This is a genomic window from Phenylobacterium sp. 58.2.17 (assembly GCF_026411515.1).
Lineage (GTDB): Bacteria > Pseudomonadota > Alphaproteobacteria > Caulobacterales > Caulobacteraceae > Phenylobacterium.
This window is the reverse complement of sequence record NZ_JAPMTQ010000003.1, coordinates 70446-90946: the sequence shown is the minus strand read 5'-3', so window position 1 is coordinate 90946 and position 20501 is coordinate 70446. Positions and strand designations below refer to the sequence as shown.

The window sequence follows — 20501 nt, the reverse complement described above, 5'->3', positions numbered from 1 at the left end:
CGTGGGCCGTTCAGTTCAGCGCCGCGCCAGCTGGGTCGCGGTCTGGGGCGAGTAGAGGGCGGTGACCAGCGGGGCGTCGAGCTTCGTGACCGCCTTTTCCACCATCTCCTTGCGGCAGGCGCGGACCTCGACCGGATAGGTGGCCGAGTAGCCCTGCAGCGGACCGCAGAAGTCGCGGGCCGCAATGTTGATGCGCTTGAACGCGGTGCGGGCGCCGGCGTCCGAATGGACGTTGAGATCGCCGACTTTGACCCGCATGACGCCTTCTTCGGCGTGGGCGCCGGCCGCCATGGACAGGGCGAGAACGGCGAGGGTCGGGAGAACCAAGCGATGCATGACTGCCTCCAGGGGAGTGAAGGGGCCACGGGATGCGGCCGTCTTGTGAGGCAGATTCGTAGGCCCGGCGCGGGCTGGCCGCTGTGACCTGGGTCACGTGACGAAATGTCGTTATGCGATCTCGGCGATCTTGGCTTCGAGGGCGGCGAGGTCCGGCACGAACCAGACGTGGCGACCGCGATTGGATTCGCCGATGAAGTCGCGCAGCGGCGCGCTGGCTGCGGCCGCGGCCGAGACGTCGCCGACGATGGCGACGCGCAGGCCGTAGTTGACGAACTTCTGCAGCACCTCGCCCGCCAGCCCGGTGGAGAGGCGCAGGAAGTCCGGCGAAAGCCGCGCGGCGGGTATCGCCACGATCTGCGCCTGCGCCGAAAAGGCGTCCCCGATGATGTCGCTGGCGTCGCGGCCGTTCGCCAGGGGTTGGCCGTCCTGGGGCCAGAGGAGCACGCGATGGCCGGCGATCTGTGTCGTTTCCATGCCGTGAAGGGTGGAGCCTGCGGCGGGGCTGTCAACCACCCGGCCTAGTGAGTTGAACTCACAGACTGACGGCCAAGTAGTCGTTTGCAGCCGCCAGCGAGCGCCCGCATCCTCCGGCTGCAGATCGAGGGCGGACCGATGCTGGTCGAGCAGATGACGATGGCGGCAGGCGAGGAACGCGGCGTCGCCCGCTGGCTCCTCGATCGGATGGTCTACGAACTGCACCAGCTCTGGGCCTGCTGGTGGTGGATGCTGCGGGTGCATGTCGCGGCCCGCAACGGCATTCCGCGCGACTGCCTGGAAGAGCCCCCGCACGCCTGGATGAAGGTGATGCAGGGACCTGGTGACATGGATCGGTGAGGCCGGCTTTCGCGGGCCCAGGCGTAGCGTATAACCACGATATGTCTGTGATCTGAGGTCACATGCCGAAGCGAAACCTGCCGCCGCTGACCGCCCTGCGCGCCTTCGAGGCGTTCGCGCGCCTGGGACGAATGAACCTGGCCGCCGACGAGCTCTGCGTCACCCATGGGGCGATCAGCCGGCAGGTGCGCAGCCTGGAGCGGCTGTGCGGCGTGCGGCTGACCCAGGGGCCGCGCAACAGTCTGCGGCTGACCGAGGCGGGCCTGAGCCTGGCCGAGAGCCTGGGCGGCGCCTTCGATGGCATCGAGCGGTCGTTCACCGCGCTACGTTCGGCCGCGGAGCGGGAGCTGCATGTCTCCTGTGTCGGGACGCTGGCCATGCGCTGGCTGATCCCGCGTCTGCCGGGTTTCCACGCGCGCCATCCGGGGCTGAGCATCCGGGTCACGGAGGCCTACGGACCCGTTGACTTCGCACGCGACCCGTTCGATGCGGCGATCCGGCTGGCCGAGACCGTCGCCGGCGAGGGGCTGGAGGCGACGCCCTTCCTCGACAACTACCACGGCCCGGTTATGGCGCCCCAGCTGGCCCAGCACGACCTGGCGAGCGCCCCGCGGCTGCACACCCGCCCGCACCGCCAGGCCTGGCGCGAATGGGCCGACCACTCGGGCGTGCCCGTCGGTCCCGGCGGCGAGCACCGCGAGTACGAGCATCTGTTCTACATGCTCGAGGCGGCGGTCGCGGGCCTGGGGATCGGGGTCTCGCCATGGATCTACGTCGCTGGCGACATCGCATCGGGGCGGTTGGCCGCGCCCTACGGCTTCGTACCGACCCCGGCGCGGTTCCATTTCGTGACGCCCAGGGCGTCGGCGCGACCGGTGACGACCGCCTTCCGCGACTGGCTGCTGGAAGAGGCGTCCGCCGCCCCGCCGCCGCCGGCCGCCGCCGTTGCGGCAGAGCTTGAGGGCGACCATATCCGGCGCTGACTATTCCCGTCGCTGGAGCGCGCCATGTCCCTGACCATGTATCAAGCCTCGATCCCCGTCTTCGTTAGGGGGCTGACCGCGCTCCGCGGCCTGCTGCAGAAGGGCGCGGACCATGCGGCGGCTAGCGGGACCGATCCGAACGCGCTGGTCGCGGCGCAACTGGCTCCCGACATGCTGAACCTGGCCGGTCAGGTGCAGCGGGCCAGCGACACCTCGAAACTGTCGGGGCAACGACTGAGCGGCGTGCAGGCGCCCTCGATGCCGGACACCGAGACCACGCTTGAGCAGCTCATCCAAAGGGTGAACGACACCATCGCCTATCTGGAGACGATCGACGCCAAGGCCCTGGACGGGGCAGAGGACCGCACGGTCGAGCTGAACTTCGGTCCCGACAACAGGCACGTGTTCCGCGGCGACGACTACCTGTTCGGCTTCGCCCTGCCGAACTTCTACTTCCACGTGGCGATCGCCCACGGGATCCTGCGCAGCCAGGGCGTCCCCGTCGGCAAGATGGACTTCATCGGCGCGCCGCCGCGCTGAGGCTACTTGGCCAGGCCGATCTCGCGCAGGCGCTGGGCCAGGAACTCGCCGGCGGTGATCTCTGGCCATTTCGCGCCGTCGCCTTCGCAGGAGGGCAGGCACTTCAGCGAGACGTCCGAAGCTGGATGCATGAAGAACGGCATCGAGTAGCGGCTGACATTGGGGCCGACCGGATTGACCACGCGATGGGTGGTCGAGGGGATCACGCCGTTGGTCAGCCGCTGCAGCATGTCGCCTGAATCGACGATCAGGTTCTTGGGCTCGGTCTCGACCGGGAGCCAGGTCCCGTCGCGGTCGAGCAGCTGCAGGCCGGCGCCCTTGGCGGCGACCAGCAGGGTGATGAAGTTGATGTCCTCGTGCGCGGCCGAGCGCACCGCGCCCTCGGGGGCGTCGTCGGGCACCGGCGGATAGTGCAGCACGCGCAGGATCGAGGTGCCGTTCGCCACCTTGGCGTCGAAGTAGTCGCCGGGCACGCCGAGCTTGGGGGCCAAGGCCGAGAGCAGGATACGGCCGGTTTGGTCGAGGGCCGCGAACAGCTCGCTGAAGGTCCGCTCGAACGCCGGGTACTCGGCCGGCCAGACGTTAGGCGGGAAGTCCTCGGCCGGCAGGTCGGGGGCGGGATCACGGCCGATTTGCCAGAACTCCTTGAGGTCGGGCAGGTTGGAGTCGCGGGCGTGTTCGGTCCCGAAAGGGGTATAGCCGCGCATGCCGGCCGCGTAGTGGCGCTTGGCCGCATAAGGTAGGGCGAAGACTTCCTGGGCGTGCTGGTAGGCATGCTCCAGCAGGTCCTCGGCGACGCCGTGGTCGGCCAGGATGATGAAGCCGTACTGCTGCAGCCCGCGCATGAGGGCGTCGGAAAAGACGGCGCGGTCGCCGGGCGAGCCCTGGGTGAAGGCTTTCAGGCTGAGGGTCGGAACGCTCATCGGGCGGTCTCCAGGCAGGCCTCGACCTCGGCTCTGGTCGGCAGCGAGGGCTGGGCTCCGGGGCGGGTGGCGGCCAGGGCGCCGGCCGTGCAGGCGAATGCGAGGGCGGCCGCGTGCGGCTGGCCCTCCAGAAAGGCGACGACGAGGGCGCCGACGAAGGCGTCGCCGGCGCCGGTGGCGTCCACGGCGTCGACCGGTGGCGGGGCGGCGGCGGCCAGCTGGCGGCCGCCCTGGAAGAGGCCCGCCCCCCGGGCGCCCCAGGTCACGGCGACCAGGCCCGGCAGGTCGTGCAGCGCCGGGCCATAGAATGCGGCCTCGGTCTCGTTGACGACGATCAGGTCGGCGCGCGCGAGGGCGGCGGGCGCGAGCGGCGCGGCCGGGGCGAGGTTCAGGCAGACGAAGCCGCTGGCCTGGGCGACGGCGGCGGCGACCGTCTCCAGGGGCAGCTCGAGCTGGCAGATCAGCGCGCCCGCCGCCGGCGCGGTCAGATGATCCGGCGTGAAGGCGGCGTTGGCGCCGGGGGCGACGATGATCTGGTTCTCACCGCCGGCGGCCACGGCGATGAGCGCCACGCCGGTGGCGGCGGTCGCGTCCGTGTCGCATTGCTCGAGATCGACGCCCTCGGCGGCCAACAGGGCCAGGGCCTCGTCGGCCAGGCCGTCGGCTCCGACCCGGGCGACCAGGCTGACGTCGGCGCCGAGCCGGCGGGCGGCCAGGGCCTGGTTGGCGCCCTTGCCGCCTGGATGGCGGGCCAGGGTCGCGCCGGTCACCGTCTCGCCAGGCGCAGGCAGGCTCGCGGCGGTGGCCACGAAGTCGAGGTTGACCGAGCCTATGACGGTGATGGCGCTCATCGGGCGAGCAGGTCGTTCAGCAGGGCGAAGACGCCGTCGGCGTCTGCGTGGGTGGCCCACAGAATCCGCGCCGCAGCCGGATCGCGCAAGCGGAACTCGACCGCCGTGTGGCCGACTGTGAGGGGAGAGGCGGTCTCGACCCGCAGCTGGCAGGGCCGCAGGGTGAAGAGGTCGGGCGCCAGAAGGTAGGCGATCACGCAGGGGTCGTGGATCGGCGCGCCGGTCCCGCCGACGATGTCGCGTTCCAGGGCGTTGGAGAATTCCAGCAGGTTGTGGGTCGCTCGGGCGGACGGGGTGTCGATGGCGGCGATCGCGGCGGTGCGGGCCGGGTCGGAGCGGACCTGATGGGTGACGTCCAGGCCCATGACCACGCACTGCACGCCGGATGAGAACACGATATCGGCGGCGTGCGGGTCGGCCCAGATGTTGTACTCGGCCGAGGCGGTGATGTTGCCGCCCTCGCGCCGGGCGCCGCCCATGACCACCACCGGGCCAAGGCGCTCTATGATCGCCGGCTCCAGCCGCATGGCCAGCGCCAGGTTGGTGCATGGGCCGGTGACCGCCAGGGTGATCTCGCCGGGGGCGTGGGCCATCACCAGGTCGACGATGAGGTCGGCCGCGCGGCCCGCGGCCAGGCCCTTGTCCGACTCAAGCAGCGGCAGGGTTCCCAGGCCGCTCTCGCCATGGAAGGCGCCGGCGTCGAAGGGCGGCCGGTACAGCGGCGCGCTGGCCCCCGCATAGATCGGCACGTCCTCGCGCCCGGCGATCTGGCGGATGATCGCGGCGTTGCGGGCGGTCAGCTCGCCGCCGACATTGCCGGCGACGGTGGTGATGGCGAGAAGCTCCAGGTCCTGGCGCGCGGCGAAGGCCATGAAGAGGGCGACGGCGTCGTCAACGCCGGGGTCGCAGTCGAAAATCAGCTTGGTCACCGGCGCATTCTCCGGAGGAACGGCAAGCTCGGCAAGCGGGCATGAAAAAGCCCCGCCCGGGTGGGCGGGGCTCTCGTCATGTCGCCAGGATTAGAAGCGGGCGGTGACGCCCACGAAGAACCGGCGGCCCAGGACGTCGTAGGTCGAGGGGTCGGTGTTGGAGTTGGAGTAGGAGGTGTAGAACGGCGGGTCCTTGTCGCCGAGGTTGTTGACGCCGGCGCGCATGGTCACCCGCTCGTCGAACCGCCAGGTGCCGGTCAGGTCGAACAGGTCGTAGTCGGGCGTGTTGACCGCAGTCGGCGAGAACACCGGCACATTGCGGAAGTCGGTCATGGCGTCGATGTGGCGCCAGCGCAGGGTGACCTTGGCCGGGCCGACGGAATAGGTCGCCGACATCGCCGACTTCCATTCCGGATAGGCGCCGCCGGAGAGGTCGCCGCCGATGGTGCCGGCGTTCTGCAGGAAGGCGGCGCCGGGCCGCGCCTGCCGCTCGAAGTTCTCCAGCTTGGAGACCACCAGATTGAAGTCCAGCGCGCCGGCCCCGTCCGGCAGGCCGAGGTCGGCCAGGTCGAAGCCCCAGTCGATCTGGGCGTCGTAGCCCGAGGTCTTCCAGGCGGCGAGGTTGACCTGGGTGGTCAGCACGCCCGTGATGTTGCCGTTCGGGATGCGGCTGAACTGCTGGCAGTAGAAGTTGGAGTTGTCGAGGGTCGGGTTGGCGCCGCCGGTGTTGAAACACTCGCCGACGATGGTCTGCACCGTCAGGGTGCCGATCACGTCCTCCAACTCGATCTTGTAGTAGTCGAGGCTGACGCTGAAGCGGCGCAGCAGCGGGGCGTCGAACTTCGGCGTCCAGACTGCGCCGAGGGTTAAGCTGTCGGACTTCTCCTCCGACAGGTCGGGATTGCCGCCGCCGAGGATCTCCACCTGGGTCGAGGCCTGTTGGTAGGCGTCGACGATGCCGGCAGGCACGCCCTGGGCGATGCAGAGCGCGCGGACCGCCGCGGCGCTGCCGCCGTTGCGGAACGACGAGCGCACGTCGCAGGGATCGCCGGCGGTGGTGGCCAAGCCCGGCGTGCCGATGCCCGAGAAGCCCAGCGACTGCGGGGAGTAGAGCTCGGCTACGTTCGGGGCGCGGACCGCGCGCTGATATCCGCCGCGGACCATCAGGCTCTCGACCGGACGCCAAGTGAGGTCAGCCTTGTAGGCGTTGATCGTGCCGGTGGTGTTGTAGTCGGCGATGCGAGCGCCCAGCGACAGGTCGAGGCTGTAGGCGAAGGGCGCCTGGGCGAGGAGCGGCGCCAGCAGCTCGGCGTAGGCCTCGGTCGAGGAGATGTCGCCGGCGATCGGCACCGCGGGGTTGAAGCCGACGATGTCCGGGCCCTGCAGCAGCAGGTCGGGCGAGTAGCCGACCTCGTCCTTGCGGTACTGGGCGCCGGCCGAGAACTTCACGGCCCCGGCGGGCAGGTCGAACACCGTACCGGTGACGAAGCCCTCGAGCACGGTCTGCTGGATCTTGGTCTCGTTGGTGACTTCGCGGGCGATGTAGGCCGCGCAGCCGGGGCTGACCTTGCCGGCCCCAAAGATGTTGAAGCCGCCGCAGATCGCCACGCCGCCGTCAGGGGCGAAGGTCAGCTCGCGCATGGCCGCGCGGCTGACGTTTCCGTGCTGATTCTCGGTGTGGTTCATCTCGCCATAGGCGGCGTAGACGTCCCACTTCCAGTCCTTGAAGCCGACGTCGCCGCGCAGACCGGCGACAAGCTGGTAGGTCTCGTAGGTGTTGTTGGACAGGCGCCCGCCGACCTCGTTGAAGGCGCGGCGCGGATAAAAGGCGGCGGTCGGGTTGGCGCGCGAGTCCAGCAGCGCCTTGAGGTCGGCCGGGATGAACGGGTTGGTGGTCGGCACCACGATGTCGGGGCCGGGGAAGGCGCCGTCCGACGCCGAGGCCGGGCCGAGCTGGCGCGAGACGTCGTAGGTCGTGTAGCTGACCGTGCCGTAGGCCTCGATGCCGTCGGTCAGGTCGTAGCGGCCGGCCGCGTAGAGCGACCAGCGGTCCAGCGGCAGGTTGAGGTAGCGGTAGTCGGCGCTGTTGAAGGTGTAGCTGCTGGCCGAGAAGCCCGGCATCTGCTCGCCGCGGTAGTTGCGCACCGGCGAGGTCGAGAACAGGGTGCCGTCGGCGTTGAACGACAGGTTGGCGCCGCGGGCGACGCTGCCGGGAGCCAGGCCGTACTTGGCGAAGACCGCGTCCATCGCCGCTTGGGTCGGCAGGTTGGCGGCGCCGCCGGCGTTCGACGACGGATCGAAGCGGCCGTCGGGAATCGTCGCTGCGCCGGAAGGCGTCAGGCCGGTGGTCAGCACCGAATAGCCGATCGCCGACCAGTCGCGGTCGGAGGCCACCAGACCCTCGCGGCGGTCATAGCTGACGCCGGCGGAGATGTTGCCGCGGCCGTCGGCGAAGTTGTGGCCGTAGCCGATCGAGAAGCTCTGCTGGCCGGCGTCGTTCTCGTCGGTGGCGCCCAGCTGGGCGTCGATGACCAGGCCCTCGAAGTCCTTCTTGAGCTTGAAGTTCACGACCCCGGCGATGGCGTCCGAACCGTACACGGCCGAGGCGCCGCCGGTGATGGTCTCGACGCTGTCGACCAGGAAGGTCGGAATGGTGTTCAGGTCGACCACGGCGTTGGGGTTGCCGGAGACCATGCGGCGGCCGTCGACCAGCACCAGGGTGCGTGTCGGCCCAAGGCCGCGCAGGTTGGCGTAGGCCTGGCCCGGCGTGGAGACGAAGTTGGTGGTGTTGGTGCCCGCCCCGTTGGACGGCACGAACTGCGGCAGCTGGTTCAGGGTGTTTTCGACCGTGACCATGCCGGCCTGGGTGATGCGTTCCTGGCCCAGGGTGACGATGGGGCTTTCGGACACGTAGTCCTGGCGCGCGATGCGCGAGCCGGTGATGACGACTTCGGAGACTTCGGTGTCCTGGGCGGCGGCGGGCGCAGCATAGATGGCCATGACGCTGGCCAGGGCGCTTGCGCAGAGCAAGCCGGAACGCTTGGAGATCATTTCCCCCCTCGGGATTTGGCGCGATTCCACCCTCGCGGGTGTTCGGTCAGGATTCTATGAGATCGCCTCTGGCCACGCCATGGCGCCGAAGCCACAGATGACGTTTCGGTGAAGGCTTCCGGATGGGACGGTTTCGGAGCCGGGCTTGCACTTTGCGGCCGGTGGCGCGCGTGGCACACCGGCGGCGTAGTTTGCGAGCGAGGGCGACGATGGCGGCGGACGGCGGGAACGGCAGGCGACTGGCGCCTGAACTGGTCGGGCGGACCGTGGCGCTGGCGATGGTGGCCGGAGCGATCTTCGTCGCCCCGCCGGCCAAGTTCTGGCTGGCCGGGGCCGGCTGCGCCCTGGCCGCAACGGTGTTCCTGATCCAGGCGGCGACCGGGCGGCCGGTGCGGCGGGCGCGATGGCTGAACCTGATGTTCGGCGTGATCTTTGCGGCGACCGCGATCTGGCTGGTGTTTTTGCAGCCTTGAGGCCGCGATGCTCCACCAGCGGAGCGAGGTCGCGGGGGCGCCGGAGCGCCCCCGCGCCGGGTCTTAGCTGACCATTTCTTCGCGGATGGTCTTGCGAGCGGTCCAGAACAGGCCGAACGCGACGAAGCCGAAGCAGGTCGACAGCATCAGCGCCCAGCGCACGCCCTGGGCCGAGCCGAGGCCGACGCCGTTGCTCATGATGTCGGACAGGATGCCGACCGCCAGCGGGCCGAGGCCCAGGCCGATCAGGTTGATCGTGAACAGCAGGATGGCCGAGGTGGTGGCGCGCATGTGCGGCGGCACGATCGACTGGCCGATGGCGTAGACCGGGCCGTACCAGAGCGAGCCGAGCAGGCCGTTGATCACCAGGATCCACAGCGCGATCGAGGCCGACGGGACGCTGACGGCGATGATGTAGATCGGCACGGCCAGCAGCGAGGCGATGGCCGGGACCGACACGTAGCCGCGCAGGTCCTTCTTGGCGTAGCGGTCGGCGATCTGGCCGCCGAGATAGGCCGAGATGGCGCCGGCGGTGCCGCCCATCAGGCCGAGCGCCAGGCCCAGGAAGCCGATGGACTGGAGATTGAAGGCCGAGGCCAGGCCCGCGACCTCTTCTCCGTGGACGCGCAGGAAGAACGAGGCGGTGAACGGGGCGTGGCCGTAGCCGATGAACGCCTTGATCGCCGCGCCGAGCGCGATGAGCCAGAAGGTCTTCTTGGTGCCGAGGTACTTCAGGGTCTCGCCGAAGGTGGCCTGGGTCGCCTGGATCGCGGCCGAGTGCTGGGCGATCTGCTTGCGCGGCTCCTTCAGGGTGAACCAGCAGAGCAGGGCGAAGAGGATGCCCGGCGCGCCGGCGACGAGGAAGGCCACCCGCCAGCCATAGGCGTCGGCGATCAGGCCGCCCATCACCAGGCCGAGCAGGCCGCCGAGCGGCGTGCCCATCGAATAGAAGGCGAGGGCCGAGGCGCGCTTTTCCTTCGGCACGTAGTCGGCGATCAGCGAGTGGGCGGGCGGGGTGCAGCCGGCCTCGCCGACGCCGACGCCGATCCGGAACAGAACCAGCTGGGCGAAGTTCTGAGCCATGCCGGACAGGGCGGTGAAGCCGGACCAGACGGCGACGGCGGTGCCGATGATGATCGGGCGGTTCTTGCGCTCGGCCATTCGGGCGATCGGAATGCCGAGGACGGTGTAGAAGATGGCGAAGGCCAGGCCGCTCATCAGGCCGAGTTGCCAATCGTGGAGGCCCAGGTCGTTCTTGATCGGCTCGGCCAGGATGTTGACCACCGCGCGATCCAGGAAGTTGACGATGTAGATCCCCAGAAGGAGGAACATCGCATACCGGGTATAAGAGGCGGAATATGGCTGGGCGCTGGCCGCGGGCGCGGCCGGCGGAGCGGTCGAGTCAACCGACGGCGCGACGGTCTCGGTCATGAAAGGCGTTTCCTGCAAAAAATTGGGAACTGAAATCTTATTGTTGGGGCCACTCTAGACGAGGAGCCCGGGGCTTGGGCAATAGGCTGACGTAACGAAATGGAGCGGCCTATGGAACTGGTTGTCGGAACAAAACGCTGGTCGACGTGGTCGCTGCGCCCCTGGCTGGCCCTCAAGCACACCGGCGCGACCTTCACCGAGACGCTGGTCGGCCTGCGCCAGGACGAGGGACGGACCGAGGCGGCGATCCTGCCCCACTCGCCGTCGGGCCTGGTGCCGGTGCTGAAGGACGGGGGCCTGACCGTCTGGGATTCCCTGGCGATCTGCGAATACCTGGCCGAAAAATTTCCTGCGGCGAAGCTGTGGCCGGACGACCCGGCGATGCGCGCCATGGCCCGAGCGGCGGCGGCGGAAATGCACTCCGGCTTCCAGTCGCTGCGCGGTGAATGCCCGATGGCGCTGGAGGCCGAACCGAAGGTGACGAGCCTGTCGGAGGCCACTCAGAAGAACGTGCGCCGTATCGTCGCGCTGTGGTCGGACCTGCTGGGCCGTTCGGGCGGACCGTTCCTGGCGGGCGAATGGTCGATCGCCGACGCGTTCTACACCCCCGTGGCGACGCGGTTCCGAACCTATGGCGTGCACCTGTCCGACTATGGCGACGACGGGACGTGCGGCGCCTATGCGACGCGGCTGCTGGCGACGCCTGAATTCCGCGAATGGGAAGCGGCGGCGCGGGCGGAGACGTGAGCGTGACCCGCGGCCGGGCGCGCAATCTGCTGGCGTTGCTGGCGGCGGGCGTGCTGCTGGCGAGCTGTTCGCAGAACACGCAGACCGGCCGCAGCCAGTTCGCCGTCGTGCCCGACGAGGCCCTGACTCAGATGGCCGACCAGGCGTGGAGCGATCTGCGGGCCCAGACCCCGGTCGCCGCCGACCCCGCCGCGCAGGCGCGGCTGGAGAAGATCGGCTGGAAGATCGTCGAGGCCAGCGGCCGCACCGACCTGGCCTGGGAGTTCGTGGTCTTCGACCGGCCCGAGATCAACGCCTTCGTCCTGCCCAACGGCAAGGTGGGTGCGTTCAAGGGGCTGCTGGACTTCGTGCAGGACGACGACGAGCTGGCCGGGGTGCTGGGTCATGAGGTCGGCCATGTGCTGGCCCGCCATCCGTCCGAGCGGGTCAGCCAGCAGATGGCGGTCGAGGTGGGGGTCAACGTGCTCCAGGCGATCCTGGCCAACGGCGAGTACGCCGAACACGCCGGCGAGGTCGCGGGCGCCTTGGGGATGGGGGCGATGTACGGGGTGATCCTGCCCTACTCGCGCAATCACGAGCTGGAGGCCGACCGCGTCGGGGTCGAGCTGGCGCAGCGGGCCGGCATGGATCCGGCCGGCGCGGTGCGCTTCTTCGAGCGGATGGCGGCCGAGAGCGGGACGCGTCCGCAGCCGCCGGAGGTGCTATCTACCCATCCGGCCGACGGACCGCGGCTGGCGGCGCTGCGCGAGGCGGTCGCCGCCCTGCCGGAGGGCTAGCGACGGGCTAGATGGCGGACGCGGCGCTGACGTCGTCGTGAAACAGGGCGACGGCGGCGGATTCGGCCGCGGCCTGGCTGGGTTCCACGCCGCCGGCGACCAGTTCGCCCTCGACGTCGAACACCCGCCAGCGCCAGCCGTCGTCGGCCGGATCGATCGCGTAAGCCAGTTCGCCCATGCGTTCCTCCTGGCGTCCCGGATCGGGACCACAGGACGGAGATAAGCAAGTCGGACGCCAAAGGTTCCACGGCCTGAGCGGCGCGCTTGCCGACCGCGCGCGATCACGTGTACCGAGCGATCGGCGCCCCCTTGGCGGAATGGTAGACGCAGAGGACTTAAAATCCTTTGCCGTAAGGCGTCCCGGTTCGAGTCCGGGAGGGGGCACCAACTAGAGCAGGCCGTAGCTGGCGTACTGCTCCTCGATCTTCGGATCCAGCTTCCGCGCTGCGGCCAGATCAGCCTCGGATTCCTGCTTCTGACCCAGGCGCAGCCTGATCGCGCCGCGCAGGTAGAGGGTCTCGGCCGAGGTCGGGTGCAGGGCCAGGGCGGCCTCGGCGTCGGCCAGCGCCTTCGGGAGATCGCCCCGCCGCAGATGGACGAAGGCGCGGCTGTCGAGCGGCGCGAATTCATCCGGCGCCAGCTTGATCGCCTTGGTGCAGATGCCAAGGGCGCGATCGAGATCGCGCTTGGCTTGACCTCTGACCCAACAGGCGGCGTTCAGGGCGTAGACGTCCTCAGGCTCCAGCTTCACGGCCCTGTCGGCTTCTGCGATCGCGCGCGGCCAGTCCTGCTGCAGGGCGAAAACGTCGGCCCGCAGGATGGCCGGCATGACCGAGTTCGGCGCCGCAGCTTCGGCGCGTGCGATATCGGCCAACGCCAGGTCGTATTGTTTCAGGTCCGAGAACAACCGGGCGCGGCCGAGCAAGGCGTCATCGGCGTCGAGTTCGACCGCCCGATCCATGTCGCTCCGGGCGCCCACGGCGTCGCCCAGGCGATATCGTACCCAGGCGCGGGCCCTAAAGGTGTCGACGTCGTCGGACTTCACGGCGATGGCGCGATCGAGCTCAGCCTTGGCGGCGGCGTAGTCGCCCTGCTCCTGGAAGAGGCGGGCCAGGCCGGTGAGCGCCTTGTCGTAGTCCGGTTGTTTGGCGAGCGCCTGATCGTAACCGGCCTTGGCCTCGTCATGGCGGCCGGCGTAGAGCAGGAAGTCGGCCCTCATCACCAGAACGGCCGGATCGTCCTTCGATACCTTGACCGCCTGGTCGAGGTCCGCGAGGGCTCCGGCGCGATCCTGGCCGTCCTCACGCAGGTGGGCCCGAGACGCCAGATACAGCCAGGTGGTCGGCTCGAGCTCGATGGCGCGGTTGTAGTCGGCGAGGGCCCCGGCGCGGTCGCCGGTCTCGCCGCGCAGCTGCGCCCGCAAGGCGAGATAAAGGGCTTCCTTCGGATCGAGCTTCACGGCGCGCTCGATGTCGGCGAGGCCGAGCTTGTAGTCGCCGCTATCTGCCAGGATGTCGGCCCGGGTGTAGTAGCCGAACGCCGCTCCGGGATCCAAGCGGATGGCCTTGCTGGCGTCGGCGAGCGCGCGGTCAGGCAGTCCCATGTCGTTCTGGATCGCGGCGCGCATCTGGAGCCCCCAGGCCCTATCGGCCGGCTCCTCGAACGTGTCGGCGACTTCGGTGCAGGCGGCCAGACGCGCCTCAGGCGCCTCGCCGCCCTGTCCCAAGCAGGCGAGGGCGGTCGGGTCCACCTCGGATTCGGCTGCAGGGGTCTGCGCCGCGGCTGCGCCGGTCAGGGCCAGGGCCACGACGCCGGCAAGGAGAAGAGACTTACGGATCATGGCGGGCCCCCCAAGGCGATGTTCTTTAGAGCTCTGCTTTAGCGAAATTTCAGAAGAGGCCCAGCGCCCGGAAGCTGGCGGTCCCGTCGCGGCCGACCACCAGGTGGTCGTGGACGGCGATGCGCAGGGCGCGGGCGGCTTCGACGACTTCCTTGGTCATGGCGATGTCGGCCTGGGACGGCGTCGGGTCGCCGGATGGATGGTTGTGCACCAGGATCACGGCGCTGGCCGACAGCTCCAGCGCCCGGCGCACGACTTCGCGCGGATAGACCGGGGCATGGTCGACGGTGCCGTGGTTCATCACCTCGTCGGCGATGAGCTGGTTCTTCTTGTCGAGGAACAGGACGCGGAACTGCTCGCGCGGGGCATGGGCGAGGCCGAGCTTCACGTAGTCGAGCAGTTGGCTCCACGAGGAGATCACCGGCCGCTTGCCGACCGCCGCGCGTCCGACGCGCAGGCCGACCTCGGCCAGCAGCTTGAGGTCGAAGGCGACGGCCTCGCCGACGCCGGGCACGCTGCGCAGCTCGGCCGGCGAGGCGGACAGCACCCCGGCGAGCGAGCCGAACCGGGTCAGCAGCGCCTTGGCCAGCGGCTTGACGTCGCCGCGCGGGATCGAGCGGAACAGCTGCAGCTCGAGCAGTTCGTAGTCGGGCAGGGCGGCGAGCTCGCGGCCGGCGCGCTTGCGCAGCCGCTCGCGGTGGCCGTGGAAATGCGGCCGCGGCGCTTTGACCGGGCGCGTCGGCGCGGCCGACCAGAGGTCAGGCTGCGGGGCCTCGGCAAGGTGGCGCGATCCGTCCATGCCGAACACTGTTCGTCATTTGTTCGAGCTTGGCAAGAGGCGTGCGGCGGCGGGTCTTCGCAACCCTGCCGCGCGCTCGTCAGTCCGCCTGGACCGGCGGCTTGAAGAGGCCGGCCGGCGAGGCCGTGAAGATCTCGTAGCCGTCCTGCGTGACCCCGATCGAGTGTTCGCACTGGGCCGAGAGCGACTTGTCGCGGGTGACCGCCGTCCAGCCGTCGGCGAGCAGCTTCACCTGGTACTTGCCGAGGTTCACCATCGGCTCGATCGTGAAGAACATGCCGGGCTCGAGGACCTCGCCCGTACCCTTCTGGCCGAAGTGCAGGATGTTCGGGGCGTCGTGGAACACCTTGCCCAGGCCGTGGCCGCAGAAGTCGCGGACCACCGAGCAGCGCATCGATTCCACATACTGCTGGATGGCGTAGCCGATGTCGCCGGTGCGGGCGCCCGGCTTGACCTGATCGAGGCCGCGCTGCAGCGCCTCGTAGGTGATGTCGATCAGGCGCTTGGAGCGGGGGGCGATTGGGCCGACACCGTACATGCGGCTGGTGTCGCCGTGCCAGCCGTCGACGATGACCGTGACGTCGATGTTGACGATGTCGCCGTCGCGCAGGACCCGCTCGCCCGGGATGCCGTGGCAGACGATGTGGTTGGGCGAGATGCAGGTGGTCTTGCCATAGCCGCGATAGAACAGGCAGGCCGGGATAGCGCCGTGATCGAGGATGAACTCGCGCGCCAGGTCGTCGAGCTTTTCAGTCACCGCGCCGGGAACCACGTGCGGGGTCAGCATGTCGAGGCACTCGGCGGCCAGCTTGCCGGCGGCGCGCATGCCCTCGAAGCCTTCAGGCCCATGGATGCGGATCTGGCCTGTGCGATGCGCTGCTTCGAGGACGTCGGTCATGGCAGTACTCTTTCGGCTTCCGTGAGCGCCGCGTCTCGCCAGCGAAGCGGGCGGGCGATGGCGATGGCGCTGGGGCTTATATCGCAATCATAGCACAGGACTTCCACCCCGGCCCGCGCCGCGTCGATCAGGCCGGCGGCGTACTTGGGGTCGAGGTCGGCGCAGGCGGCGAAGCCGTCGCAGTCGGTGCGCTGGACGACGAACAGCATCACCGCCCGATGGCCCTGGTCGACCATGGCCGTCAGCTCGGCCAGGTGCTTGAGCGAGCGGGCGGCGACACAGTCGGGAAACTCGGCCAGGGTTCCGGCCCGGCGCAGGTGGACGTTCTTGACCTCCAGCCAGCAGGGCGGACGGGCGTCATGCTCAAGCAGGAAGTCGACGCGCGAGGCCGCGCCGTACTTCACTTCGCGCCGATGGACGGCGTAGCCGGCGACCTCCGGGATCGCGTCGGCGGCGAGGGCCTCGGCGACCAGCCGGTTGGGATGCATGGTGTTGACCCCGACCAGGCCGCCGTCGGCCTCGACCAACTCCAGGGTGTGGGCGAGCTTGCGCTTCGGATCGTCCGACTTCGAGAGCCAGACCGGCAGACCCGGGACGTTCAGCCCGAGCATCGCCCCCGGATTGGGGCAATGGGCGGTCACTGGGGTTCCATCGTCGAGCAGCACGTCGGCGAAGAAGCGCTTGTAGCGGCTGACGAGCTGGCCGCGGACCAGGGGCTGGGCGAATTCCAATGGGCGTTCCTTGAACGAAGCGGGCAGGCGGTGGCTAGCATCGGGGCGGGGTGCTGCGCAAAGCGGCGGGCGCATGACAGGTTGTGCGCGCCTGCGCGGGCCTCTAGTCAGGTGCGACACAATGGCGGGCGTTGCGGAGGTGCGTATGGCGGGTTCGACGGACGGCCGGGTGACCGCCGCGGTGCTGATCATCGGCGACGAGATACTGTCGGGGCGCACGCAGGACACCAACCTGCGCGACATCGCCCGGTATCTGGGCGTGCTGGGCGTCGACCTGGCCGAGGCGCGGACCGTGCCCGACGTGCAGGACGAGATCGTTGCGGCGCTGAACGCCCTGCGCGAGCGCTACGACTATGTGGTGACGACCGGCGGCATCGGCCCGACCCATGACGACATCACCGCCGACGCGGTGGCCGCGGCCTTCGGCGTCGAGCTGATCGAACATCCCGAGATCATCGCCATGATGACTGCGCGCTGGGGCGTGGAGCTGAACGCCGCGCGCCGCCGGATGGCGCGGGTGCCGGTCGGCGGCGAGCTGGTCAAGAACCCGGTGCAGGGCCCGCCGGGCTTCACCATCGGCAACGTCTTCGTACTGGCCGGGGTGCCGACGATCATGCGCGGCATGCTGGAGGACGTGGGCTGGCGCCTGCGCGGCGGTGCGGTCACCGTGGCGCGCACGGTGCGGGTCGAGGGCTCGGGCGAGGGGGTGATCGCCGCGCCGCTGGAGGCGGTGGCCAAGGCCCATCCGGACATGTCGCTGGGCAGCTATCCGTTCTTCGGGGGCGGCGGCTATGGGTCGAACCTGGTGCTGCGCAGCCGCGACCCGGAAGAACTGGCGCGGGCGCTGGACGAACTGGTGGCGGCGTTGCGCGAGGCCGGCGTCACCGATGTGCGCGAGGTCGAGAACGCCTGATGACGACGGCGTACGTCCTGGCGCATTTCGACGACGAATATTTCGCGCTGCCGATGATCCTGGAAGAGCGCCGCGCCGGCGTGGCCCAGAAGTTCCTCTATGTCGCCGACTACGCGTCGGCGGACCTGGCGCAGCGGCGGCTGGGCGAGACGCGCGCTTTTCTCCTGAGCCTGGGCGTGGCGGAGGCCGACATCGTGCATGTCGGCGCAGGGACGGGCGTCCTGGACGGCGACGTGCGGGCCGGCGCGGCGGCGGCGCTGGCCGCCACCCGCGCGGCTCTGGCTGCGATCCCAGGGGTGGAGCGTCTGGTGGTCACCGCCTGGGAAGGCGGGCATCCCGATCACGACGCTTGCGCGTTGATCGCCGTGCGGCTGGCGCAGGAACTCGGCGCGGTGCGAGTCGACCAGTTCGCCCTCTACAGCGGCCGCGGCCTGCGCGGGCGCCTGTTCCGGGCCGGCAGTCCCCTGCCCGAGAACGGGCCTATCCGGCGCGTCCGCATGCCGCTCGCCGACTGGGCGCGCTTTGCGCTGGGCGTGCGGTTCTATCCCTCGCAGTGGAAGACCTGGCTGGGTCTCTGGCCGACGATGTTCCTGACCTACCTGCTGCGCGGGTTCGGCAGCCAGCAGCTGGCGGCCGGGCGGGTCGGCGAGCGCCCGCACGAGGGGGCGCTGCTGTATGAGCGCCAGTTCGGGGTTTCCTATGCGGCGCTGCAGGACTGTCGCGATCGGGTGCTCGGCGCGCCCTCCTAGGATTTGCCCTGCTTGGTGATGGCCGCGATCGCCCGCAGATAGGGGTGGATGGCGCGGTTGGGGACGTTAAGCACGTCGAAGTTCATCGCCTGAAGCAGCAGTTGGGCCCCCACGATGATCGGCAGGGCCGCGGCCATGACGACCCCGGCGGACGCATCTTCGCCCGGCACGCGGATCAGGAACCAGCGCAGCGCATAGGTGCTGCCGAAGCCGAGGAAGGCCAGGCCGAACAGGAACTCCAGCGTGGCCACGTTGAAGTCGCGCACGAAATACTGGCCGATGATCCGTTTCACCAGGTTCTTCAGGTGCTTGAGCGCGAACGGCCCGATGATCGAGGTGATCTTCAGGTTGCTGACTTCGTCGCCGTACTTGGCCGGGATGGGGATGTCGCGGGCGACCGCCCGCAGCGTCCCAAGATGGTACAGGACGTCGGTTTCGAAGAAGAACCGCTGGGCCACGCGCCGGGTCGCCAGCCGCGGGATCAGGCTGGCGTCGATCGCGGTGTAGCCGTTGGTCGGGTCGAAGATGTTCCAGTAGCCGGTCGAGAGCTTGGCGAGGAAGCTCAGCGCGGCGTTGCCGAAGATGCGGATGCGCGGCATCTCGGAAATGTGGCTGATCGAGGTGAAGCGGTTGCCCTTGGTGTAGTCGGCCTCGCCGAGAAGGATCGGAGCCACCAGTTGCGGCAGATAGGCCAGGTCCATCTGGTCGTCGCCGTCGACCTTCACCACCGTGCGGGCGCCGCGGCGCTCGGCCTCAAGGTAGCCGGCCATCACCGCGCCGCCGACGCCGCGGTTCTGAGGCAGACGCAGCACGACCACGCGGGGATCGGCGATCGTGCTTTCGATGAAGTCGGCGCTGCCGTCCGGGCACTTGTCGTCGACGCACACCACGCCCTCGACCCATTCCGGCACAGCATCGATCACGCGCGCGATGTGCGCCTTGACCTTGTAGCAGGGGATTACGATCCAGACCTTGCCGTTACTGAGGTCGAAATTGGAGGCCGCATAAAGGACAGCGTTACGGGCCTGTTTCTCAAGCGTGTCGCCGTGGAACATGAAAAAGCTCTATGCAACGCAAGTGGGTGACGGGACGGTGGCGACGCGCTGGGAGCGGCCGATCCGTTCGGCTGCAAGGCGCGGGCCAACGGCGGCGGGTCAGCTCAAGGCGTGGGCCGGCGCGGCGCGCGCTGCGCTTCCCTGACGGAGCTTTGAGATCACGCTGGCCGCAAAGATGATGGCGACCAGGGGAACCAGCCACATGACGCGGCTCTGATAGCGGTTGTGCACCTCGGACAGCGCGCCGACCGCCAGGGCGTTCTCGGCGATCCCGGCCAGGGCGAACAGTCCCAGAAGCCACAGCCGACGGTCGATCAGCTGGCGCTGGAACGCGGCGATGTAGCCGATCACCGCCAGCGAGGCGATGAGGCCGGCGTTGGCGAGGCCGCGGGCGATCTCCAACGGGAAGACGCCGCGCGACTGCAGCGAGTTCAGGTACTGATCGGCCAGGGCGGGCGAGACGCCGGCGATGGATTGGGTGACGAACGGGGCGGGCGGATTGTTGATGTCGTCGTCGATCTGGAAGGTCAGCAACTGGTCGATGGCGTTGCCGATCGCGTTCATCGTGATCTGGCCAGGATAGGCGCGGAGCGTTTCGCGGTTCAGTTCCGGAGCCTCGTCGACGAGGCGGGGGTTCGACAGGCGCGAGACCGTCCCGTCCTTGTCCCAGAGGAAGTAGTCGGAGACCGAGCCGTGGCGGTCGGCGTCTTTCAGGCGGCCGAGTTCGGAGCAGAGGACGTAGTCCTTCTGCGGGCAAGCGGTGCGCAGGTACTGCTCGGTGACGCCGTCGCCGACGAACCGCGCGAGCAGGAAGAGGGAGGAACTCTCCGAGATCACCGGCTTTCCGGCCACCGCGACGTTCGAGGCGATCAGGATCAGCGGCGCGACGATCAGCGGGACGACGACGCCGCCGAGAATGTAGGGTGCGCGGAAGGCCCCGCGGAACACCGCGAGCGACAGCAAGAACATCACCGAGATCGCCAGAGTGATGGGGATGTGGCTCAGATGCACTGCGACCAGGAAGGTCATGAGGCCGGTGTCGAATAGCCGTCCCCAGGCCGAACGGCGCTCCCAGCCCTGGACCACGGCGAACGAGAACGCGATGAGCAGGCCGGTGAAGATGTCCGGCATCACGTAGGCCGCGGTGACCGGCAAGCTTGAGAAGCCGGTCAGCAGCAGGATGCAGGCGGCGAAGGCGGCGGTCGAGGCGAGGCCCACGGCGACCAGCAAGCGCCGGATCACATAGGCCGACAGCACGCCGTGCGCGAACGGGGTCAACAAGAAGGTCAGCGGGGTGGCGAACGGGATCAGGAAGGCGCTGTAGGTGAAGGGGCGCAGGAAGAAGGGGTTGCTATAGGTCTCACCCGTGGTCGCCTTTCCGGCGCCCGACATGGCGACCCCGATCTCCTGGGCGGCGGTGGAGCTTCCCAGCAGCAGCTTCATCACGGCGCTGGCGCGGTCGATGTAGTTGCTCGTGTCGAAGAAGATCACCGGAAAATGGTTGATCAGCGCCACGACCGAGAGCAGGAGGCCCGCCAAGCCGAGGTAGATGATCGCCTTCGCCGGGCCCCAGGATCCGGCGTCCGTCACATCGAGGCTCAAGGCGGCCTGGTTCCGCGTGGCGTTGGTATCGATCATG

Annotated in this window: 22 protein-coding genes and 1 tRNA gene; 9 read left to right on the top strand and 14 right to left on the bottom strand. The window is 69.2% G+C overall.

The window, feature by feature from the left end:
* Window positions 1–15: 15 nt before the first annotated feature.
* Entirely contained in the window at window positions 16–336 is a 321-nt protein-coding gene (locus tag OUA97_RS03525) for a UrcA family protein (protein WP_267230430.1), read from the bottom strand.
* 111 nt (window positions 337–447) lie between these two features.
* Window positions 448–813, bottom strand: coding sequence for a DUF4180 domain-containing protein (locus OUA97_RS03520; RefSeq protein ID WP_267230429.1), 366 nt, complete (start codon window positions 811–813; stop codon window positions 448–450).
* 84 nt (window positions 814–897) lie between these two features.
* On the opposite strand from OUA97_RS03520, the gene OUA97_RS03515 reads away from it, so the two are divergent.
* From OUA97_RS03515 to OUA97_RS03505, 3 genes are all read left to right on the top strand, one after another.
* Entirely contained in the window at window positions 898–1173 is a 276-nt protein-coding gene (locus tag OUA97_RS03515) for a hypothetical protein (RefSeq protein ID WP_267230428.1), read from the top strand.
* A 62-nt stretch (window positions 1174–1235) separates the two neighbouring features.
* Window positions 1236–2156 carry a LysR substrate-binding domain-containing protein gene (locus tag OUA97_RS03510; RefSeq protein WP_267230427.1) on the top strand — a complete coding sequence of 307 codons (921 nt, stop codon included), beginning with the start codon at window positions 1236–1238 and terminating at the stop codon, window positions 2154–2156.
* Window positions 2157–2180: 24 nt separating this feature from the next.
* On the top strand, window positions 2181–2696 hold the full coding sequence (locus tag OUA97_RS03505; protein WP_267230426.1) for a DUF1993 domain-containing protein: 516 nt from the start codon (window positions 2181–2183) through the stop codon (window positions 2694–2696).
* Between the two features lie 2 nt (window positions 2697–2698).
* Here the strand turns inward: OUA97_RS03505 and OUA97_RS03500 are convergent, their stop codons facing one another.
* The 4 genes from OUA97_RS03500 to OUA97_RS03485 all read right to left on the bottom strand — a co-directional run bounded on the left by OUA97_RS03500 (window position 2699) and on the right by OUA97_RS03485 (window position 8450).
* The gene (locus tag OUA97_RS03500; RefSeq protein ID WP_267230425.1) at window positions 2699–3619 is read right to left on the bottom strand and encodes an isopenicillin N synthase family dioxygenase; all 921 of its coding nucleotides are present in this window, start codon (window positions 3617–3619) and stop codon (window positions 2699–2701) included.
* Entirely contained in the window at window positions 3616–4470 is an 855-nt protein-coding gene (locus tag OUA97_RS03495) for a PfkB family carbohydrate kinase (RefSeq protein ID WP_267230424.1), read from the bottom strand. Before OUA97_RS03495 ends, OUA97_RS03500 begins: the two co-directional genes overlap by 4 nt.
* The gene (locus tag OUA97_RS03490; protein WP_267230423.1) at window positions 4467–5399 is read right to left on the bottom strand and encodes a nucleoside hydrolase; all 933 of its coding nucleotides are present in this window, start codon (window positions 5397–5399) and stop codon (window positions 4467–4469) included. Before OUA97_RS03490 ends, OUA97_RS03495 begins: the two co-directional genes overlap by 4 nt.
* A 90-nt stretch (window positions 5400–5489) precedes the next feature.
* Complete coding sequence (locus OUA97_RS03485) at window positions 5490–8450, bottom strand: TonB-dependent receptor domain-containing protein (RefSeq protein ID WP_267230422.1); 2961 nt, start codon at window positions 8448–8450, stop codon at window positions 5490–5492.
* Window positions 8451–8659: 209 nt separating this feature from the next.
* Between OUA97_RS03485 and OUA97_RS03480 the strand changes: the two genes are divergently transcribed.
* Window positions 8660–8923 carry a hypothetical protein gene (locus OUA97_RS03480; protein ID WP_267230421.1) on the top strand — a complete coding sequence of 88 codons (264 nt, stop codon included), beginning with the start codon at window positions 8660–8662 and terminating at the stop codon, window positions 8921–8923.
* Between the two features lie 63 nt (window positions 8924–8986).
* On the opposite strand, the gene OUA97_RS03475 is transcribed toward OUA97_RS03480, so the two are convergent.
* The gene (locus OUA97_RS03475) at window positions 8987–10354 is read right to left on the bottom strand and encodes a spinster family MFS transporter (protein WP_267230420.1); all 1368 of its coding nucleotides are present in this window, start codon (window positions 10352–10354) and stop codon (window positions 8987–8989) included.
* A 111-nt stretch (window positions 10355–10465) separates the two neighbouring features.
* Between OUA97_RS03475 and OUA97_RS03470 the strand changes: the two genes are divergently transcribed.
* Window positions 10466–11101, top strand: a complete 636-nt coding sequence (locus OUA97_RS03470; protein WP_267230419.1) for a glutathione S-transferase family protein — start codon at window positions 10466–10468, stop codon at window positions 11099–11101.
* Window positions 11098–11877 carry a M48 family metallopeptidase gene (locus OUA97_RS03465; protein ID WP_267230418.1) on the top strand — a complete coding sequence of 260 codons (780 nt, stop codon included), beginning with the start codon at window positions 11098–11100 and terminating at the stop codon, window positions 11875–11877. The genes OUA97_RS03470 and OUA97_RS03465 overlap by 4 nt, the downstream gene beginning before the upstream one ends.
* Before the next feature lie 7 nt (window positions 11878–11884).
* Here OUA97_RS03465 and OUA97_RS03460 read toward each other — a convergent pair whose 3' ends face one another.
* Complete coding sequence (locus OUA97_RS03460) at window positions 11885–12055, bottom strand: hypothetical protein (RefSeq protein WP_267230417.1); 171 nt, start codon at window positions 12053–12055, stop codon at window positions 11885–11887.
* A gap of 125 nt (window positions 12056–12180) precedes the next feature.
* Here OUA97_RS03460 and OUA97_RS03455 point away from each other — a divergent pair.
* Window positions 12181–12264: transfer RNA gene (locus OUA97_RS03455), tRNA-Leu, on the top strand.
* Window position 12265: 1 nt separating this feature from the next.
* On the opposite strand, the gene OUA97_RS03450 is transcribed toward OUA97_RS03455, so the two are convergent.
* From OUA97_RS03450 to sfsA, 4 genes are all read right to left on the bottom strand, one after another.
* Window positions 12266–13717, bottom strand: coding sequence for a tetratricopeptide repeat protein (locus tag OUA97_RS03450; RefSeq protein WP_267230416.1), 1452 nt, complete (start codon window positions 13715–13717; stop codon window positions 12266–12268).
* A 49-nt stretch (window positions 13718–13766) separates the two neighbouring features.
* Complete coding sequence (gene radC / locus OUA97_RS03445) at window positions 13767–14516, bottom strand: RadC family protein (RefSeq protein WP_267230415.1); 750 nt, start codon at window positions 14514–14516, stop codon at window positions 13767–13769.
* Window positions 14517–14595: 79 nt separating this feature from the next.
* Window positions 14596–15414, bottom strand: coding sequence for a type I methionyl aminopeptidase (map, locus tag OUA97_RS03440; protein ID WP_267230414.1), 819 nt, complete (start codon window positions 15412–15414; stop codon window positions 14596–14598).
* Complete coding sequence (gene sfsA / locus OUA97_RS03435) at window positions 15411–16145, bottom strand: DNA/RNA nuclease SfsA (RefSeq protein ID WP_267230413.1); 735 nt, start codon at window positions 16143–16145, stop codon at window positions 15411–15413. Before sfsA ends, map begins: the two co-directional genes overlap by 4 nt.
* Before the next feature lie 145 nt (window positions 16146–16290).
* Between sfsA and OUA97_RS03430 the strand changes: the two genes are divergently transcribed.
* A complete protein-coding gene (locus tag OUA97_RS03430) occupies window positions 16291–17058 on the top strand; it encodes a competence/damage-inducible protein A (protein WP_267230412.1) in 768 nt (255 codons plus the stop codon).
* Entirely contained in the window at window positions 17058–17807 is a 750-nt protein-coding gene (locus tag OUA97_RS03425) for a hypothetical protein (RefSeq protein WP_267230411.1), read from the top strand. The genes OUA97_RS03430 and OUA97_RS03425 overlap by 1 nt, the downstream gene beginning before the upstream one ends.
* Here OUA97_RS03425 and OUA97_RS03420 read toward each other — a convergent pair.
* Both OUA97_RS03420 and OUA97_RS03415 read right to left on the bottom strand, forming a co-directional pair.
* The gene (locus tag OUA97_RS03420) at window positions 17804–18862 is read right to left on the bottom strand and encodes a glycosyltransferase family 2 protein (RefSeq protein ID WP_267230410.1); all 1059 of its coding nucleotides are present in this window, start codon (window positions 18860–18862) and stop codon (window positions 17804–17806) included. The genes OUA97_RS03425 and OUA97_RS03420 overlap by 4 nt on opposite strands.
* Window positions 18863–18961: 99 nt before the next feature.
* Window positions 18962–20500 carry a hypothetical protein gene (locus tag OUA97_RS03415; RefSeq protein WP_267230409.1) on the bottom strand — a complete coding sequence of 513 codons (1539 nt, stop codon included), beginning with the start codon at window positions 20498–20500 and terminating at the stop codon, window positions 18962–18964.
* Window position 20501: the final 1 nt, after the last annotated feature.

Coding starts and splice junctions, on each gene's coding strand:
- OUA97_RS03525 (WP_267230430.1), bottom strand. CDS start 336: ATGCATCGCTTGGTTCTCCCGACCCTCGCCGTTCTCGCCCTGTCCATG.
- OUA97_RS03520 (WP_267230429.1), bottom strand. CDS start 813: ATGGAAACGACACAGATCGCCGGCCATCGCGTGCTCCTCTGGCCCCAG.
- OUA97_RS03510 (WP_267230427.1), top strand. CDS start 1,236: ATGCCGAAGCGAAACCTGCCGCCGCTGACCGCCCTGCGCGCCTTCGAG.
- OUA97_RS03505 (WP_267230426.1), top strand. CDS start 2,181: ATGTCCCTGACCATGTATCAAGCCTCGATCCCCGTCTTCGTTAGGGGG.
- OUA97_RS03500 (WP_267230425.1), bottom strand. CDS start 3,619: ATGAGCGTTCCGACCCTCAGCCTGAAAGCCTTCACCCAGGGCTCGCCC.
- OUA97_RS03495 (WP_267230424.1), bottom strand. CDS start 4,470: ATGAGCGCCATCACCGTCATAGGCTCGGTCAACCTCGACTTCGTGGCC.
- OUA97_RS03485 (WP_267230422.1), bottom strand. CDS start 8,450: ATGATCTCCAAGCGTTCCGGCTTGCTCTGCGCAAGCGCCCTGGCCAGC.
- OUA97_RS03480 (WP_267230421.1), top strand. CDS start 8,660: ATGGCGGCGGACGGCGGGAACGGCAGGCGACTGGCGCCTGAACTGGTC.
- OUA97_RS03475 (WP_267230420.1), bottom strand. CDS start 10,354: ATGACCGAGACCGTCGCGCCGTCGGTTGACTCGACCGCTCCGCCGGCC.
- OUA97_RS03470 (WP_267230419.1), top strand. CDS start 10,466: ATGGAACTGGTTGTCGGAACAAAACGCTGGTCGACGTGGTCGCTGCGC.
- OUA97_RS03460 (WP_267230417.1), bottom strand. CDS start 12,055: ATGGGCGAACTGGCTTACGCGATCGATCCGGCCGACGACGGCTGGCGC.
- OUA97_RS03450 (WP_267230416.1), bottom strand. CDS start 13,717: ATGATCCGTAAGTCTCTTCTCCTTGCCGGCGTCGTGGCCCTGGCCCTG.
- radC (WP_267230415.1), bottom strand. CDS start 14,516: ATGGACGGATCGCGCCACCTTGCCGAGGCCCCGCAGCCTGACCTCTGG.
- map (WP_267230414.1), bottom strand. CDS start 15,414: ATGACCGACGTCCTCGAAGCAGCGCATCGCACAGGCCAGATCCGCATC.
- OUA97_RS03430 (WP_267230412.1), top strand. CDS start 16,291: ATGGCGGGTTCGACGGACGGCCGGGTGACCGCCGCGGTGCTGATCATC.
- OUA97_RS03425 (WP_267230411.1), top strand. CDS start 17,058: ATGACGACGGCGTACGTCCTGGCGCATTTCGACGACGAATATTTCGCG.
- OUA97_RS03420 (WP_267230410.1), bottom strand. CDS start 18,862: ATGTTCCACGGCGACACGCTTGAGAAACAGGCCCGTAACGCTGTCCTT.
- OUA97_RS03415 (WP_267230409.1), bottom strand. CDS start 20,500: ATGATCGATACCAACGCCACGCGGAACCAGGCCGCCTTGAGCCTCGAT.